This is a genomic window from Tissierella sp. MB52-C2 (assembly GCF_030931715.1).
In the GTDB taxonomy this organism is placed as follows: Bacteria; Bacillota; Clostridia; order Tissierellales; family Tissierellaceae; genus Tissierella.
The window spans coordinates 2,655,424-2,671,047 of the sequence record NZ_CP133261.1; the positions used below are offsets into that span (position 1 = coordinate 2,655,424).

Genomic DNA, 15,624 nt, shown 5'->3' on the forward strand with positions numbered 1-15,624 from the left:
ATGGTTTTTATCAATCCCTTATCTCTCTACTGCTAAGACATTAAATATTAAGTATTGGTCTTGATTAATAATATTAGGAATTCTTTTTAATATATATCTTAAATGATTTGATAGCTAATATCATTGTATATACTCCGAGTATAGATAGGATAAAATTAAGAACTATTTCACTTAATGCTAATAAGCTTAATGGTAATATCGACATCATATTATATCCCTCCTTAAACTTAAATCACTTACACATATTTTACTTATGCGGCATATTTATATATTCAATCATTGAATAGGATTTATGTGGAAATTTATAAGTTATTAGTGCTACTATAAACATTATTCCTAAGCTTCTAAGTATTCTTTTGATGTCACTGCTGATATTCATAAAGCCTCCTCCTTCATACATACTTATTCTACAAACTTCCAGCAAATCCCTTCTTTTCTTAAATATTTTATAAAACAAAAATGACCTTTTACTAGATTATAGTTAATTCTAGCAAAAGGTCAAAAAACAGTTCTATTTGATTTTCATTGCAGGCATATCTTGTCCCATTTGATGTAATATCAAATTAGTTACATTTCCATTATCATCTTTTACAAATGTAATCTTTGCATCTACTATCTTGTAAAAAAATTCATTTTCTGAAGATGGAAATATTTCAAACTTACCTTGTCCAGTAAGTTGAGCAAATATATTATTTCCTTCCCTTGTAATAGTATAAATAGCTTCAGGGGCTAGTTCATACTCTCCTATATAATTATCATATAAATCTGTATCTTCTATTTCAATTTCTACTAAGGTAGCTGGTAGTTCATAAGAACCACCTAAGACTATAGAAGTTAATGTATTCGTTAATGTGGTTGTATCATAATAGCCCTTGTTTGATAAGATCACAATAGTCATATCTAAATCCGTAAACCTTACTATATCGGAAGTAAATCCTAATGTATTACCTCCATGTAAAATCATCTTTCCAACTCCAGAATCAATGATCATCCATCCATAGCCATAACTTCCTGCCTCTTCCATATCTATATGCTCTGTGAATATTTGATTCATGGTCTCTTTTTTTACTAATTTCTCTGTCTTTAGAGCTTCACTCCATCTATATAAGTCTTCAGTAGTTGAATACATGTTTCCAGCACTATAAGTCCCACGTAACACTACTTCATCATCTATAGGAGCTACTTCTAAATGTCCAGAATATGCAGTCGCATCATGTAATCCATTGTTTTTACCATAGGATATACCTGTATTATTCATATTAATAGGAGTAAGTATATTCTTCTGTAAATATTCCTCGTAGGACATATTAGATAACTTTTCTATTAGAATACCTAATATTAAATAGTTTGTATTGTTATAGCTGAAGCTCTCACCAGGTTTAAACATTAACGGCTTATCTTTTATTAAATCTAATATATCCATAGGATTTAATTTATTTACACTCAATGTATAAAACTCTTCTAAATCAGTAAAATTTGCAAGTCCAGATGAGTGAGTCAATAGATTATGAATAGTTATGGACTCACCATTTGGAAAATCAGGAAGATATTTTGAAAGACTATCCTCCATATTTATTAAACCTTTTTCACTTAGCTGCATAATTGCCATTGCTGTAAATTGCTTTGTAACAGACCCAATAGCAAATTTAGTTTGTGATCTATTCATAGTTGCTTGGTCAATGTCTGCAAATCCATAGCCTTGATTAAGAAGTATATTTCCTTCTTTAGCGACTAAAATACTCCCGCTAAAATTTTGTTTTTCTTGCAGAGCTTTCATATAAGTATCTAATTTATTAGAGATTGCTTCATCATCAGACATTGTAAATATCTCTTCTATATTATCCATAGGTTGATTTATATTTAATACATGATGTTTATTGTCCCATCCTACTATTAAATCTAAAGCATTGCTAAATAATTCTATAGGTACAAAGATTTTACCTTCCTTGATAATACTCTTTGTCTCCATATTGATATTTTTATCATTTTTAATGACACTAGCTTCTCCAACTTTTAGTTTAATAGTATTAGATTCATTTGAAATCGTAACATTCTTTCCTACATTGTCCCATGTAACTATGTAACCTAGTTCCTCAGATATCTGACGTAATGGAACCATCACTTTTCCCTCTTCATTTACATATGTCTCATTAGATACTTCTTTACCATTTAACGAAATATCAATGTCTTCAGAAGCACCAAACGTAGTAACTGTCATACCAAATATTAAGGTAATAGTTAATACGACTGATAATAATCTTTTCCACATATTTAATCCCTCCATTTCAATGATTTTTAGATTTATTTGAATAAAAAATTATCTTAGTATAGATTACCAAAGAATACCAAAGTTTGCAATGTCATCTCTAGTATCAGTTATCATATCTAAATCTTCATATTCTTTTTATTATCCAAAATAAACGTTCCGATAGAAATCGGATTTATTTTACTATTCATCCTCCAAAGAAAACTCTTCTAAAATATTATTTGCCTTTTCAAATAATGATTTTTCTACTAATATATCTGTTCCATATATAGATGATCCACCAATTATTCTCATATATTGTCCACTTCCTTTTTCTTTTAATAAATATGGAATCTGGTTTTCTTCTAGCAGGGTTTTGATTAAGTCCAACTCATAATTGTTATTTGTGCTTCTTAAAAGAACTATTTCCAAATCATCTTTGTTCTTAGTCATGGAACTCACCTATCCTTTCTATATACTAGATTGACATAATTAATTCCAAAATATAATTTTTTAAATCCAATATCATATAGCCAAGCCGTATTTTCATAAATATTCTCCAGTATTCTAACTTATCCCCTTGTCAGTCAAATAATATTTTTCCTATCGCTTCTTTAAAAGTGATGCCCTAATAACTTCATTTGGCAATTGTTCAAATAACATACTCAGAGATTCCCTATTATGAATCCTTAAAATAGCCTCTGCAAAAAGGGGGGCAACTGATATGATTTCGATTTTACTAGAATCCTGAATATATGGATTTACAACTGTATCTGTACTTATAACCTTTTCAATTGGACTATTTTCTATCTTTTCTACTCCTTTTGAATCGAGCAATATATGAGATAAACATGCGAATATTTTATTAGCACCTCTCTCTTTCAGAAATCCTGCCAATTCTGCTAAGGTTCCTCCACTTATACTAAAATCATCAACTATTATTGCATTTTTATCTCTAACATCTCCAATGAGTTCCAATACTTTAGCCTTTTCATCATGAGCCTTTCTAGTCTTATCTCCTATTACTGTCGAAACACCAAGATGACGTGAAAACTCCCTTGCCTGTTTTGCATAACCCGCATCGGGAGAAACAATAACATAATTATCTATGTTCATGTTTTTTATATACTCGCATAATACTGGCAATGCAAATAAGTGATCTACTGGTTTCTTGAAAAAACCTTGGATCTGAGGACTATGTAAATCCATTGTGACTATCCTATCTGCTCCAGCTAGTTCTATTGATTCTGCACATACCCTTGCCCTTATAGATACTCTAGGCTCATCTTTTTTATCACCTTTTGCATAGCTAAAATATGGCATTATTGCTGTTACTGAATTGGCACTTGCTCTTTTAAAGGCATCCATCCAAAACAAGATTTCAACAAATTCATTATTTGGATTCAATCCTATAGATTGTACAAGATATACATCCTTATCCCTCACAGTCTCTCCAATCCTAACAAATGTATTACCTTCTGAGAATGTGATTACTTCAGATTTACCAAGCTCAACTCCTATATAATCACATATCCTCTGAGCAAAATTCTTACTTGAACTACCACTAAAAATTTTTATTTCACTACTCATTCTAAAACCCCCTAGCTATTTTTCTAAAGATAGTGATGACCATATTATATTAATATAGTATCAGCTCTGAGTAATTTATCCCTTATTAATTCTTTATCAATATTTTCTCCATTATATGAACTTAAAGGAGATATTTCAACTGTTTTTCCATGAAGTAATTTAGAATTAATACCACTATTTATCAACCAATTTTTCTGTAAGTCCAATACTAGATTTTTAGCAGTGAAAGGACTGTCTTCACCATCTTTGTTTTTCACTGGAGCAAATTCCTCTTCTCTCCTAACCTTTAGTACTGCCATATCAAATACATAAGAAAAAATATCAAATATAAAACTTTCAAATTTGTATCCATTAGGTTCCTTTGGATATTCAATATTCCCATTAATATCAAGGTATGGAATTTTCTTATGGGCTACATGAAATGGAACTTCATAATTAAAAAACTCCTCTATGACTTCTAATTTTAGTAGATGATTAATTATATTAGCATTATCATATATTAAATTTCCATCGCCATCTGACTTTTGTGCTAGTTTTACAGGTAATTCTGAATATTCAACTATAGCTGGTCGTCCATTTCGATAACAAAGTATTCCCGCTTTTTCATCTGGGCTTTTTTTTGGTACTACTTTGCTTGCTGATGGTAAGCCCGTTTTAACTGCAAAACCTAAGAAATAAGGATCTGCTACTCTCACAAGGGCATTATCTATACCATTAATAAATATCCACTCAATACCCCTCTTCTTCATTTCTGTAAGTATGCCTTTATCTTTAAGTGCTAAAAAACAACCACCGTTTCCATTTGGTGACATACTCACTTTGCCTCTCTCTTGGAGAAATATTTTACCATTAGAATCTATTGCAGGAAGCATGCCTTGCTTAAAGAAAGTAATATTTTCTTTAGGATAATTAAAATAGTTGTTATCATCAAAAAATTGCACTGTCTCATCATGATTCACATGACTAGTCATGATATACCAATTGATATATGTACCGCATTTTCTTGATATATTTATTAAACGTTCACATTGTAATTGGAAAAGAGATTTATGGGACGGCAAATAAATATCAAAAGTTCCTTTAGGTCCTGAATAACCTAGTCTTGTTCCTTGTCCTCCAGCCAGAAGAATTACAGCAGTTTTACCATCCTTAATTTTTTTAATTCCAATATCATACAACTGTTCTTTTTCTTGGTTGGCTATAGCATCCCATTCATCTGCTTTAAGTGGCTGTAAATCTTGTTGATTTTCATTCATTTCATGATTTATTGCTTTCTTGTATAAAGAGGCTATAAGGTCAAAATCAATCGATAATATTTGATCCAGTAAATTTTCTTTCTCTTCATCTAAAAGTTCTTTAAAATATCTTAGTAGATGTTCTTGACCATATTTACATAGAATATTCTCTACTTCTTGTATCTTTTCCTTCATACCTTAACCCTCCAATATAGTTTCATATAAAGACTTGTTTTATATGAATAATTATGAACTAAAAATGTTCATTTTTTTGAATAACTTTTTTATTTATACTCCATCAGTCTCCCCATAGTTTCTTCTAAAATTTTGGTTCCCTCTAAATAGTATTCATAATTAACTTCTTTAGCCCATGCACAAATTTCTAGTCCCATATGTAAATTATAGAAATCTTTCTTTAAACTTAATTCAATAAGGTTAATATTTCCAAATTCCTCATAACCTAATTTAAAACTCCCTGCCAATACTTTATTCTTTTCAACAAGTGGTAAATAAATTCGAACTAATTCTTTATCTATATCAATTGGTACACTTTGTTCAAAATCTATTATGGCTTTTAAGCAGTACTTACCATCTATTTTACTGACTAATATATTTCTATGACTAAAATCATTATGGCATAGAGTAGCTTTATTTACTTCATCTAGTATGCTGTACATTGATTTCAATTGAGTCTCAGCTTGTTTTAGTAATGCTAAATTTTCATGCTCAAATGAATACAACTCTAGCAATATTCTACTCATTAAGTCCTCAAAATACTCTCTATATGTAGTAAAGCCTTGAATACTCCTGCCATTCTCATCCATGCTTCCGAAAAAATCAAATTCTTTATGGCAATGAATTATACCTAGCTGTCTCCCCATGGCATAATATATCTCCTTTAAATTACTCAATGATAATCTCTCAGCTACTTGACTCAATAACTCTCCTTCAATAAAATCATATACTAACCATTCTAATCCATTGTCAAATATACCATAATCAACAATCTTGGGAACTAAAGCTTCTGTATTTGTAAAAATCTTTAGACTTGCAACCTCTCTATTCCACCTATTCTTCTTATAATAAAGTTTAATTACATGTTTTTTGCTACCAGATGATAACTTATAAACTAGGTGTCTTTGTAAGTTATGGTTGCCAATTGGTTCAATTGAATCAACACTTCCTATAATTGGTTTTAATTTATCTCTTAATTCATCTAAATCTATAGTTAACATATTTTCCCCCTGAATTTTCTAATCTTATCTAACTTCACTAAACCTTATAATAATTTTCCTATATTACTTATTCTGCAAATCTCTCCCCATTCCTTCTTTTCTCAAAAATAAATTTTGACAATTAGAATATATTTCGAGTTAAGTGCCTCGTATTCTCTTTGACAAGCCGCTTTGTAACAAAAATATCCATTCAACATAATATGATTAATATCTAAATAAAAAGGGGGTATTCCTTTGAAAATATCGGCTATAATAGACAGTGTTTTTTCTCTATTTATCATGATTTTAGTGGGTGTTTATGGAAGTAAGAAAAAAATTATCACTTCAGAAATGAATAAAGGATTAACGGATATTCTTATACAGATAGCATTACCTTTCATGATTGCTGCTTCTTTTATTTTTACATATGACAATACTATTAAATCTAATATTATAAAGACATTTTATTATAGCCTTATAGCTTATATAATAATGATAGCTGTTTCATACTTACTCCTATTGCCAGTAGAGAATGATAAGAAAACAATATTACATTTTGCTAATGTATTTACTAATACAGGTTATGTTGGTTTTCCAATACTCAATTCTATATATGGCGCAGAAGGTATTATATATGGATCTATATTCAATATGTTTTTCGTAATATTTGTGTGGACATATGGGCTTATATTATTCAAAGGTAATTTTGAGAAGAAGGAATTAAAGGCAGAGATAAAAAATGTACTTTTAAATCCATCAATTATAGCAGTTTTTATAGGTATTATAATTATGGTATTTAATATTAAATTGCCTAGTTCCATATCATCGAGTATGAAAAGCATAGGAAATATTACAGGTCCTTTGTCTATGATTATTATTGGAGTTATACTTTCAAATGTGAGAATAGGAAATCATCTAAAAGATTGGACTATGTATTATGGCATAGCTACCAAATTAATTATCATTCCAATGATTATATACCTTATATCCCTGTTAATAGGAGATACATCAAAGGCTGTTTATACAGTAATTATTATGACTGCCATGCCTGCCTCTGCTATGACTTCAATATTTGCAGAAAGTTTTAATAAAGAAAAGGAATATGCTGCCGTTCTAGTATCTGTAACTACATTATTATCCTTAATTACGGTACCTATATTATTAAAAATTATAATGTAGCTTTGGTATTGATATAATATTGAAAATCATAGATAATTTTCTATTATGTAAGTCCACTTTTTCGAATATCATTTAATTCATCTACAGTAAAAATATTAGCTTTATAAAAATCTAAAAACATTTGGGATATGCTCACATCAAAAATTAACATATCATCAGTATTAATTGTTACTTTTACTCCACCATCAAATAAAGTCCGTATAGGGTGGGTTTTATAATCATGAGTCCTACTGAGAATAATATTACTAGCTGGACAGATATTTAGGGTAATATGATTGTCGGATAGCCAGCGAACAGTATCTTTACAATTTGCCGCAGATATCCCATGCTGTACCTCATCTAGTTCTAATACTTCAACTGCTTCTCTAACAGAATCTGCATCGCCAAACTCTCCTACATGGGCACGAAGCTTTATACCATATGATTTCGCTAAACGATATAATTGTTTGAAATTTGCTATTGATTGCGCAAATTCATTTCCACAGATATCAATTGATTTATAGAAATTCATACTAAAATATTCATCACACAAATGCAATATAGAATTTACATTACTCCCTCTATCAAAGGTTAACTCAGGAATAAACTCAATTTCCGGTGCAGTTTCTTTATGAATACTTGAAATAGCCTTTATAAAGTTTGGTAAAGAACCATAAAGTGCTTCTTCCCCTAACCCAAAACTCAAAACAAGCTTAGTAACCCCATCATCTTTTGCCTGCTGAAATGCGCCCTTAATTCGAACTTCATAACCATCTATCCCCTGACAATGATATCTAATGTTTTTCTCATACCATCTCTGCATATCCCCAAGATCTAAAAATTTCTGATTTAATCGGAGAATTTGGACTCCTGCCCACTTTTCAATAAAGCGTACATTTCCACCTCTCGGTGCATGATTATGAAGATCACCTTTAGGAATTTTTTTTATACTTTCTATGTCGCATCGTTTTAAAGCATCGATAAAAGCAATATCCATCAAATATCTCCTTCCCATCTAGTCTCACTAATAAATTTACTCCTTACTATCCATTCACTACATCATATACATCGATCACAGGGGCACTTCTAATTCTTAATGGTATTCTTACAGTACCTAACCCCCTGCTTATGGAAAATATTGATTATTTTTAATTTTCTTGCATCCAATATGAAATCTATCGTATGCCGTTTTATATAAAGTTGGTATATTTATCTGTCTTCCATGTGTATGTCCTACAAGAATATGATTATAACTTATTTCTTTAGATTCTATTGTATTAATTATATTCGGTGAGTGAGCTAATATTATTTTATAATCGTTGCTTATTTTCTCAATCCCAATGTCATACTTTTCGTTTCCATATACAGAATTATCGAAGCCATATATTAAGATTTTTGTTTCTCCTATCGTTAATATTAAGCTTTCATTAATCAATAGCTTTAGATTATCGTACTTGCTAATTTCATTAGACAACTTGTCCAACGATATATTTCTTTTCATAAAAAGGTTCTTTTGCTCTTCTCTTTCATAATTTCCCAGTACCATAAGTACAGGTTGCTTTATAGTTCCTAATTCTTTTATTACTTTAGGCAGCTTTTTTTGAGTATTTGAATAATCTCCTGTAATCACTACAAAATCAGGATTTGTTGAATTTATAATACTGCTAATCCTGCCATTAATAAATTTTGCTTTATTATGAATATCAGATATATGAATGAATCTAAAATTAGAAGGTACTTTTTTCTGTATTTCTATATGCTCTATTTTAACTGAATGAGTACCTGAAATAACTATAGATATTATAGCTATAATTATAATTCCAATTATATAGTAGAATATGATTATCACCTCTATATAGATGTTTTATAAAATATATCTTAATCTAATTTGATTATATATTAAGATATCGAAAAGTTCTTTTTACTAAACTCAGCATCTTATTATTTACTATCGCAAATATTTAAATATTCAAGATTATATATATGTTTCTTTAATACATCTTCTTTTTTGAAATCTATATTTTCATTTGCCTTTAATTTTACAATATAATCTATATTGCTTCTTATTATTGCATTATCCATGACATCTCCATGGCTTTGCACAATTATATCAGCTCCTATAGAATAGTATTTTTCCAATGTATCTTTATATTTGTCTAAGTTATTCCAACACATATATGAAGGAATAGGATCATCTACATTGTCCCCGACAAAGAGTACATTATCTATTAAATCATAACAAGAAGCTGAATCTTCTGAGTGACCAGGACTATAGAAAAATTCAATTCCTTCATCATCGAATGTAATCTTACTATCAAATGTAATATTAGGTAAAACTATATCTATATCTTCTTTTGCAAATTCAATAGCATTTGATGCTAATTCCTCTCCCCCATGCTCAACAATAAAATCTCTACATATCTTATGAGATACTATTAGAGAATTTCTAAATTCACTATTACCCCAAATATGATCCCAATGGCTATGTGAATTAAATATTATATAATCCTTTTTACCATAATTAGTCTCAAGATATTCTTTTACTTCTCTCATATAATAAGCTCCCAGGTATGTATCACAAACGATAAAATTCTTTCTACCATTAATTACATATACATTAGTCACACAATCATAAGATTTTTCTAGTTCCATAAAAGTAAATAAAATTCCTCTATTTCCCACTCTGTTAATTTTCATATTAACCTCCATCTTTTGAAATCCCTCAATTTTTCCATCACTTAAAATATTACACATCCATATATACCAATCTATAATCCAATTGCAGATTTTTCTCCCATATAATTACCTGCATTAGGAAATCCTTTTTTAATAATATCTTGAAATAGTTCAGAAAAGCCATAGTTAGTCAAATCATCTATATCAATAAACTTCACATCATGAATAGGATTTTTATCATGCTCATTTGTAGGAAGTTTGATTTTTCCACAAACTCTTTCAAGCATAAAAGTAATATGTAGTAACGGAGGTGTTGAACCAGTTTTTTCACAAATATATAACAATTTAATTATTTTTACATTCAATCCTGTTTCTTCATATAATTCTCTAACTATACCTTCCTCAATTGTTTCTCCTTGCTCGAGTCTTCCTCCTGGCAAAGACCATGATCTACTAGATGATACTTTTTGATTAACCAATAATATCTTTCCATATTCTATTAATACTCCTGTAACTCTTATCTGAAATAAATTATTATTCATTACATAAACCTCCATGACAAATTATGTGCTCATTATATATCTGCTATCAGCAATATTCTTTACAATTTTATATCCATTTCTATGATAGAAGTTAATAGCTCCTTGGTTATTTATAAATACATATAAGAATATATCTTTATTTTTTTCCTTTGCAATTAAACCAATATGTTTTAAAACTTCTGTCCCAATGCCTCTTCCTTGAAATTCATCAAAAATAAAAAAATCGTCAAGTTCGAGCTTCCCATCTTCATCATGTAAATAATAATAGCCTACTTTAATATCTTCAAAGTAAATACATTGATAATTTTCTATATTCTTTTCTATCTTGTTCCTAACCCAGGTAAAGATCTTTTCAAAATCAAGGCTCAAATTAGTTTCATGTTTTTCAATAAGTTTTTTATTTAACTCAAATACTTTATTAATATCAACAGCTGTCGCATCTTTAAATGTTATGTTCATCATTAACCTCCACATCATAAAAATATATATTATTTCTTCACTCTCGCTATCCAATATTTACACTTCTGCGCCGAGTTTATTTCCCAATCCTTGTCCACTAAATCTGCCCAAATAAATTCTTCCAAAAGTTCATACCCTGATTCTTCTAGTAAATTAATGAATTTTAACCTACTTGGAATATGTATAAATATCTCTATCCCATTCTTATTTCCTAATATATCTCCAAAATCATGAAGTCTCTTGTCCTGCAAATTATTCTTCCATCTATATTCTTCTTCAATGCAAAACCCATCATCTCTTAACTCTCTTAGTATGAACTTTTCTTTATCCCGTTGTTTTAAATACTAACTCCTATATTCTATTAGTATCCATACATCTATTACCCTGTCATTTTATATTAAGTTTTTAGTCATAGATACCATTCCTGGCATATATCCAAGTTTTTGATTTAGTGCCAACATATTGCTATTGTTATAATGAACCGTTGTTTGTATTGCTTTAATTCCTTCAATTCGGCACCATTCCTCTAATAATGTTTTTAGCTTCGTTGCTACTCCGTGCTCCCTGTAATTTTCTGTAACATACAGAGATAAAATCATAACAGTATTTTGAGGTTCCTCTTGTTTGTATGCCCATATAAATCCCTGTACATTCTCATTATCGTCTTCTGTAATGGCAAGGAACAAATCTTCTTTTTTTGTATTTAAAATTCTTTGTATTGTTTCTTCTATATCTGCCGTTGAGGCTTTATAATCTGGTCTCCATAGCTTTGGTGTTAGATTATGCCATTTTGCAATTTGTATTAAAAGTGACTCTAGTTTTTTGTCAGTATAACCCACACCGAGTTCAATTTTTTTATAGTTCATCACCAAACCCTCCTATCAATATTATTTATGCGATTTTTATTAGGTTATCTATTATCTCAACTATACAATATCTAATAGTTCTTATACTGGATTTTACCTTGTATTTAACTATTCGTTAGGACATTCTCCTGCTCTAGCCATAGTAATTACCGATAGATAGTCTTGTATCATTTCTCTCGTAACATTCATTTCTATAAGGTATAAATCTGCTAGGGTTTTCTTAAACCTTAAAAGCATTTCTCGTTCTTTTACTTCTACTGGCACAGGCGTGTATTCAACAAGGTATACAGTTCTTGCTATATCATATAAAAAGTCGCCATGACATACATTCATGAAATCTATTACCATTGCTTGTCCATCAGATACAAATATATTACCAGGATGGAAGTCACCATGACAAAGGGTAATACCATCCTGAAGTTTATCTAGCATATTCAATGCTTCTTTTTGTTTATTTTGATTCTCCGATAGAGCATTTATTATATTATATTTTAAAAACTCCTTATAACTTGGTACATTACTAATACTATTTTGCAGGATTGCCTTATGTAAACTTGCCATATATACGGCACAACTTTGCACATCACCTGTTCTCATAACCCAATCCAATAGAGATTCACCTTCTATTTTGTCATAGATAATACCTATTCGCTCTTCCAAAAAAACAATCTCATATGCCTTTGGTTTTATAAAATCCATATTGCTTATTGCCCTTGAATTATTAAACTCTTTCTCTACTGATTCTCTCGGATATCCTTGATTGAAAAGCTTAAGTACCTTGGCTTCTTCTAATTCATATACAGTTGCTGTATTACCTCTGCCTATTACTTTTCCATATTTCACTTATCTCTCTCCTAAAAGTTAAATTTCGCTTGGCTTATAAGTTAATCCAATATCTCTGAATAATCTCAGAAAAAGTTTCACTAAAGATTTCATTCTCCAATATTCCATTATTATTTTGAATAACTTTAGCTGATGCAATATTAATTTTATCACATGTAATTAAGACTCTGTCTAGATTTAACTCTCTACATTTCTGTAGGGCTAATTTTAACATTATAGTTCCATATCCCTTTTTTCTTTCTGTAGGTCTAATAGAATAACCTATATGACCACCTTCATTTAAAAGAAACTCATTTAATTTATGTCGTATATTAATCATTCCAATAATTCTATTGTCTGATTCTCTAATAAAAAAGTAAGTATTTGCAGGTACTTTTTCTTCTGGGATATTTGGTAAATCCAAATCTTCTTCAATCTTTAGCAGCCATTCATCATAATTATCATATCTATACAGCCCACCTGTTCCATAGGTTTTCGAATTATATTCTGAGAATTCTTGCATAAATTCAAATGCTTCTTTTTCATGTTCCTTTGAGGGAATTATCAATTTTATATCAGTCATTTTATCATCTCTCCAATTTATATATAGTCTGTTGCTTAATAATTTGCTGTTTTCTCTTAAGCAGTTAATCTAAATAGAGTTACTCCTTATTTATTAATCTATTGTAAGCATCTAACACTTCAATCATTTTCTCGCTACTGCCCCCATGGTCTGGATGATGTTTTTTAGCTAACTCTCTGAACTTCTTCTTTATATCATCAACAGAAGCTCCTAGAGATAACCCAAAATAAGCTAAAACGCTAGGATCTTGAATTTCATCAAAGTCTAGACCCATATCTTTATACTTTCAAAAATATACACTGTAAAAGTACTCTTCAAAAATCTCCTTTAGTTCCTGCTTATGAAAATTAAGTAGTTTAGAAATAGGATACTTAACTGTCATATCGTCAATTGATTTTGTAGAAAAATATTCATCCCATACATATTTTTTAGAGAACCCCTCACCAACATACTCAAAGCGAATTTTATCTTCGACTTTTTTTAATTGCCTTAGCTTACGTTTCAACTTACCAACTTCCATATATACCACTTCCTTATTTCTAGGCTCACTAATACTTAAAATTCAAGCAAGAGTCTCATATAATGATTCTATTATCTTTTCATAGTCTTTTACGTAACATACAATTATTTAAAGTATCTTTTAGCCAGTCCTAAATGACTAATTTTTTTCAGCTTCCCACATTTTATAAATGCATTTTTATACATTCTTAATGCCACTTTTATCCGAAGCCAATAATATTATTGCAACCCGATATAGATTACTTCAATTCTATTTCCATCTCTATTATTGAATCTTCATTCTCATCTATAATCTCCACACTAACTTTATCTACAATAGTCTCAAAAATATCATTTATATCCTTTACCTTGAGAATTGCTGCTTCATAATCTTCCCCACTCTCTATTTTCCCTACTGTCATATGAGGATGGTATTCCCTACTTCTCAACCATTTTGGTAAATAGGGCTCCAATATACCTGTATAAAGTTTTTTATGAATGATATATATTTCTTCTTTACCAACCTGGATATTAAGAAAAAGATAGTTTCCAAATGATTGTACTGGTGTAATATCTTTAAGCATTACTTTAAAAGAGCTTATATCAGATAATACATATTCTATATGTTCTTTCAGCCTCTCTGAACTTATATCGCTACAAAATGGAAATACAAGTGTAATATGGGGGCTGACATGACTTACCAATGGATCATATTTATCTCTCATTTCATCAATGATTCTCATATTATTAAATTCAGGAAATATCATAATGCATCGCTCTACCATATTTTATCTTTCCTCTCCTAATCTATAGTAAAAATATAATACATAATTCTTCACCAATTTATTTGATTATAATAAATAAATCCTTGAAATCTATTATTATCAATCTGTACAGGAATAAATTTCAGCTTTCAGTGAATCGGAGATAGAATTATTCGATATAAAACTCATAAGTAACTCGTTAAATATATCTGGTCTTTCGTAAGGTATACCGTGACCAGCACCTTTAACTATATAATATTTGCTCCCCTTTATATAGTTAGAGGTTTTTTCTGCAGACTTTCTCATTATTCCTCGTTCTTTCTCTCCAGTTAAGATTAGAGTAGGTATTCCAGCTACAATCTTATCAAAATTAAACTCCATATTTTCTTTAGTAATATTCTTTAGAGTTTTTATAGATATTTTTAAGGAATCATTATAATAATCCTCAAACCAATTATCCGGGAGAGCAAATTGCCTAAATTGCAATTTAGAAAACCCTTTATTTTTAATAAGAGGTGTGGATATTGCTAACATTGGATTAATCAAAAAATTATATGTTTTCATTGGATTATTGAGAGCACTGATAACTACTGCTTTTGAAATGTAATCATTATATGACTTCAATAAATTTAATACTATCTGTCCCCCAATAGACAGACCTATTACAACAGCTTTATTATCTTCAGATTCATTCTTAATTAAATCAACAAGGAATAAACATACATCATCAATTGATGTAAAGTCAATATTGGAATTATCTCCGTGTCCTGGTAAATCAAAAAAGATACATCTATACTCCAAGGATTTCTGATACTTCCACATCCATTTACTGATACCGCCTCCATTTATAAATAGCAACAATATTTTATTTTCTTTTCCCTCAATTATATATTTCATAGATGGTTTTCTCCCATGTTATTGTTCATTCTCTGGATACAAAAGTATACTCTTCCCTCTGCAACCCAATATTTA

General features: G+C 29.7%; 21 protein-coding genes. 1 reads left to right on the forward strand and 20 read right to left on the reverse strand.

All coding sequences use genetic code 11. The features are described 5' to 3' along the window. Positions 1 to 73: 73 nt before the first annotated feature. From RBU61_RS13465 to RBU61_RS13495, 7 genes are all read right to left on the reverse strand, one after another. On the reverse strand, positions 74 to 208 hold the full coding sequence (locus tag RBU61_RS13465; RefSeq protein WP_308875982.1) for a hypothetical protein: 135 nt from the start codon (positions 206 to 208) through the stop codon (positions 74 to 76). Positions 209 to 247: 39 nt separating this feature from the next. Beyond that, the gene (locus tag RBU61_RS13470) at positions 248 to 379 is read right to left on the reverse strand and encodes a hypothetical protein (protein WP_308875983.1); all 132 of its coding nucleotides are present in this window, start codon (positions 377 to 379) and stop codon (positions 248 to 250) included. 132 nt (positions 380 to 511) lie between these two features. After that, positions 512 to 2,269 (reverse strand): serine hydrolase, encoded by a 1,758-nt coding sequence (locus RBU61_RS13475; protein WP_308875984.1) that lies wholly within the window; start codon positions 2,267 to 2,269, stop codon positions 512 to 514. A gap of 180 nt (positions 2,270 to 2,449) precedes the next feature. Beyond that, entirely contained in the window at positions 2,450 to 2,698 is a 249-nt protein-coding gene (locus RBU61_RS13480; protein WP_308875985.1) for a DUF2007 domain-containing protein, read from the reverse strand. Positions 2,699 to 2,848: 150 nt separating this feature from the next. Continuing rightward, positions 2,849 to 3,835, reverse strand: coding sequence for a ribose-phosphate diphosphokinase (locus RBU61_RS13485; protein WP_308875986.1), 987 nt, complete (start codon positions 3,833 to 3,835; stop codon positions 2,849 to 2,851). A gap of 44 nt (positions 3,836 to 3,879) precedes the next feature. After that, positions 3,880 to 5,265 carry a UDPGP type 1 family protein gene (locus RBU61_RS13490; RefSeq protein ID WP_308875987.1) on the reverse strand — a complete coding sequence of 462 codons (1,386 nt, stop codon included), beginning with the start codon at positions 5,263 to 5,265 and terminating at the stop codon, positions 3,880 to 3,882. 89 nt (positions 5,266 to 5,354) lie between these two features. After that, positions 5,355 to 6,305 carry an aminoglycoside phosphotransferase family protein gene (locus RBU61_RS13495; RefSeq protein ID WP_308875988.1) on the reverse strand — a complete coding sequence of 317 codons (951 nt, stop codon included), beginning with the start codon at positions 6,303 to 6,305 and terminating at the stop codon, positions 5,355 to 5,357. A gap of 234 nt (positions 6,306 to 6,539) precedes the next feature. Between RBU61_RS13495 and RBU61_RS13500 the strand changes: the two genes are divergently transcribed. After that, complete coding sequence (locus RBU61_RS13500; RefSeq protein WP_308875989.1) at positions 6,540 to 7,463, forward strand: AEC family transporter; 924 nt, start codon at positions 6,540 to 6,542, stop codon at positions 7,461 to 7,463. A 43-nt stretch (positions 7,464 to 7,506) separates the two neighbouring features. On the opposite strand, the gene RBU61_RS13505 is transcribed toward RBU61_RS13500, so the two are convergent. The 13 genes from RBU61_RS13505 to RBU61_RS13565 all read right to left on the reverse strand — a co-directional run bounded on the left by RBU61_RS13505 (position 7,507) and on the right by RBU61_RS13565 (position 15,549). Continuing rightward, a complete protein-coding gene (locus RBU61_RS13505; protein ID WP_308875990.1) occupies positions 7,507 to 8,439 on the reverse strand; it encodes a hypothetical protein in 933 nt (310 codons plus the stop codon). A 129-nt stretch (positions 8,440 to 8,568) separates the two neighbouring features. Continuing rightward, positions 8,569 to 9,291 carry a metallophosphoesterase gene (locus RBU61_RS13510; protein WP_308875991.1) on the reverse strand — a complete coding sequence of 241 codons (723 nt, stop codon included), beginning with the start codon at positions 9,289 to 9,291 and terminating at the stop codon, positions 8,569 to 8,571. 92 nt (positions 9,292 to 9,383) lie between these two features. After that, positions 9,384 to 10,139, reverse strand: coding sequence for an MBL fold metallo-hydrolase (locus RBU61_RS13515; protein WP_308875992.1), 756 nt, complete (start codon positions 10,137 to 10,139; stop codon positions 9,384 to 9,386). A gap of 71 nt (positions 10,140 to 10,210) precedes the next feature. After that, positions 10,211 to 10,660 (reverse strand): NUDIX hydrolase, encoded by a 450-nt coding sequence (locus tag RBU61_RS13520; RefSeq protein WP_308875993.1) that lies wholly within the window; start codon positions 10,658 to 10,660, stop codon positions 10,211 to 10,213. A gap of 21 nt (positions 10,661 to 10,681) precedes the next feature. Further along, the gene (locus tag RBU61_RS13525) at positions 10,682 to 11,119 is read right to left on the reverse strand and encodes a GNAT family N-acetyltransferase (protein ID WP_308875994.1); all 438 of its coding nucleotides are present in this window, start codon (positions 11,117 to 11,119) and stop codon (positions 10,682 to 10,684) included. A 29-nt stretch (positions 11,120 to 11,148) separates the two neighbouring features. Continuing rightward, positions 11,149 to 11,370 carry a hypothetical protein gene (locus tag RBU61_RS13530; RefSeq protein WP_308875995.1) on the reverse strand — a complete coding sequence of 74 codons (222 nt, stop codon included), beginning with the start codon at positions 11,368 to 11,370 and terminating at the stop codon, positions 11,149 to 11,151. A 141-nt stretch (positions 11,371 to 11,511) separates the two neighbouring features. Continuing rightward, entirely contained in the window at positions 11,512 to 11,985 is a 474-nt protein-coding gene (locus tag RBU61_RS13535; RefSeq protein WP_308875996.1) for a GNAT family N-acetyltransferase, read from the reverse strand. Between the two features lie 108 nt (positions 11,986 to 12,093). Continuing rightward, the gene (locus RBU61_RS13540; RefSeq protein WP_308875997.1) at positions 12,094 to 12,828 is read right to left on the reverse strand and encodes an aminoglycoside phosphotransferase family protein; all 735 of its coding nucleotides are present in this window, start codon (positions 12,826 to 12,828) and stop codon (positions 12,094 to 12,096) included. A 34-nt stretch (positions 12,829 to 12,862) separates the two neighbouring features. Continuing rightward, positions 12,863 to 13,390 (reverse strand): GNAT family N-acetyltransferase, encoded by a 528-nt coding sequence (locus RBU61_RS13545; RefSeq protein ID WP_308875998.1) that lies wholly within the window; start codon positions 13,388 to 13,390, stop codon positions 12,863 to 12,865. Between the two features lie 79 nt (positions 13,391 to 13,469). Further along, a complete protein-coding gene (locus tag RBU61_RS13550) occupies positions 13,470 to 13,664 on the reverse strand; it encodes a J domain-containing protein (RefSeq protein WP_308875999.1) in 195 nt (64 codons plus the stop codon). Between the two features lie 12 nt (positions 13,665 to 13,676). Next, positions 13,677 to 13,910 carry a hypothetical protein gene (locus RBU61_RS13555; RefSeq protein WP_308876000.1) on the reverse strand — a complete coding sequence of 78 codons (234 nt, stop codon included), beginning with the start codon at positions 13,908 to 13,910 and terminating at the stop codon, positions 13,677 to 13,679. Positions 13,911 to 14,148: 238 nt separating this feature from the next. Further along, entirely contained in the window at positions 14,149 to 14,673 is a 525-nt protein-coding gene (locus RBU61_RS13560; protein ID WP_308876001.1) for a 2'-5' RNA ligase family protein, read from the reverse strand. Positions 14,674 to 14,772: 99 nt separating this feature from the next. After that, positions 14,773 to 15,549 carry an alpha/beta hydrolase gene (locus tag RBU61_RS13565; RefSeq protein ID WP_308876002.1) on the reverse strand — a complete coding sequence of 259 codons (777 nt, stop codon included), beginning with the start codon at positions 15,547 to 15,549 and terminating at the stop codon, positions 14,773 to 14,775. Positions 15,550 to 15,624: the final 75 nt, after the last annotated feature.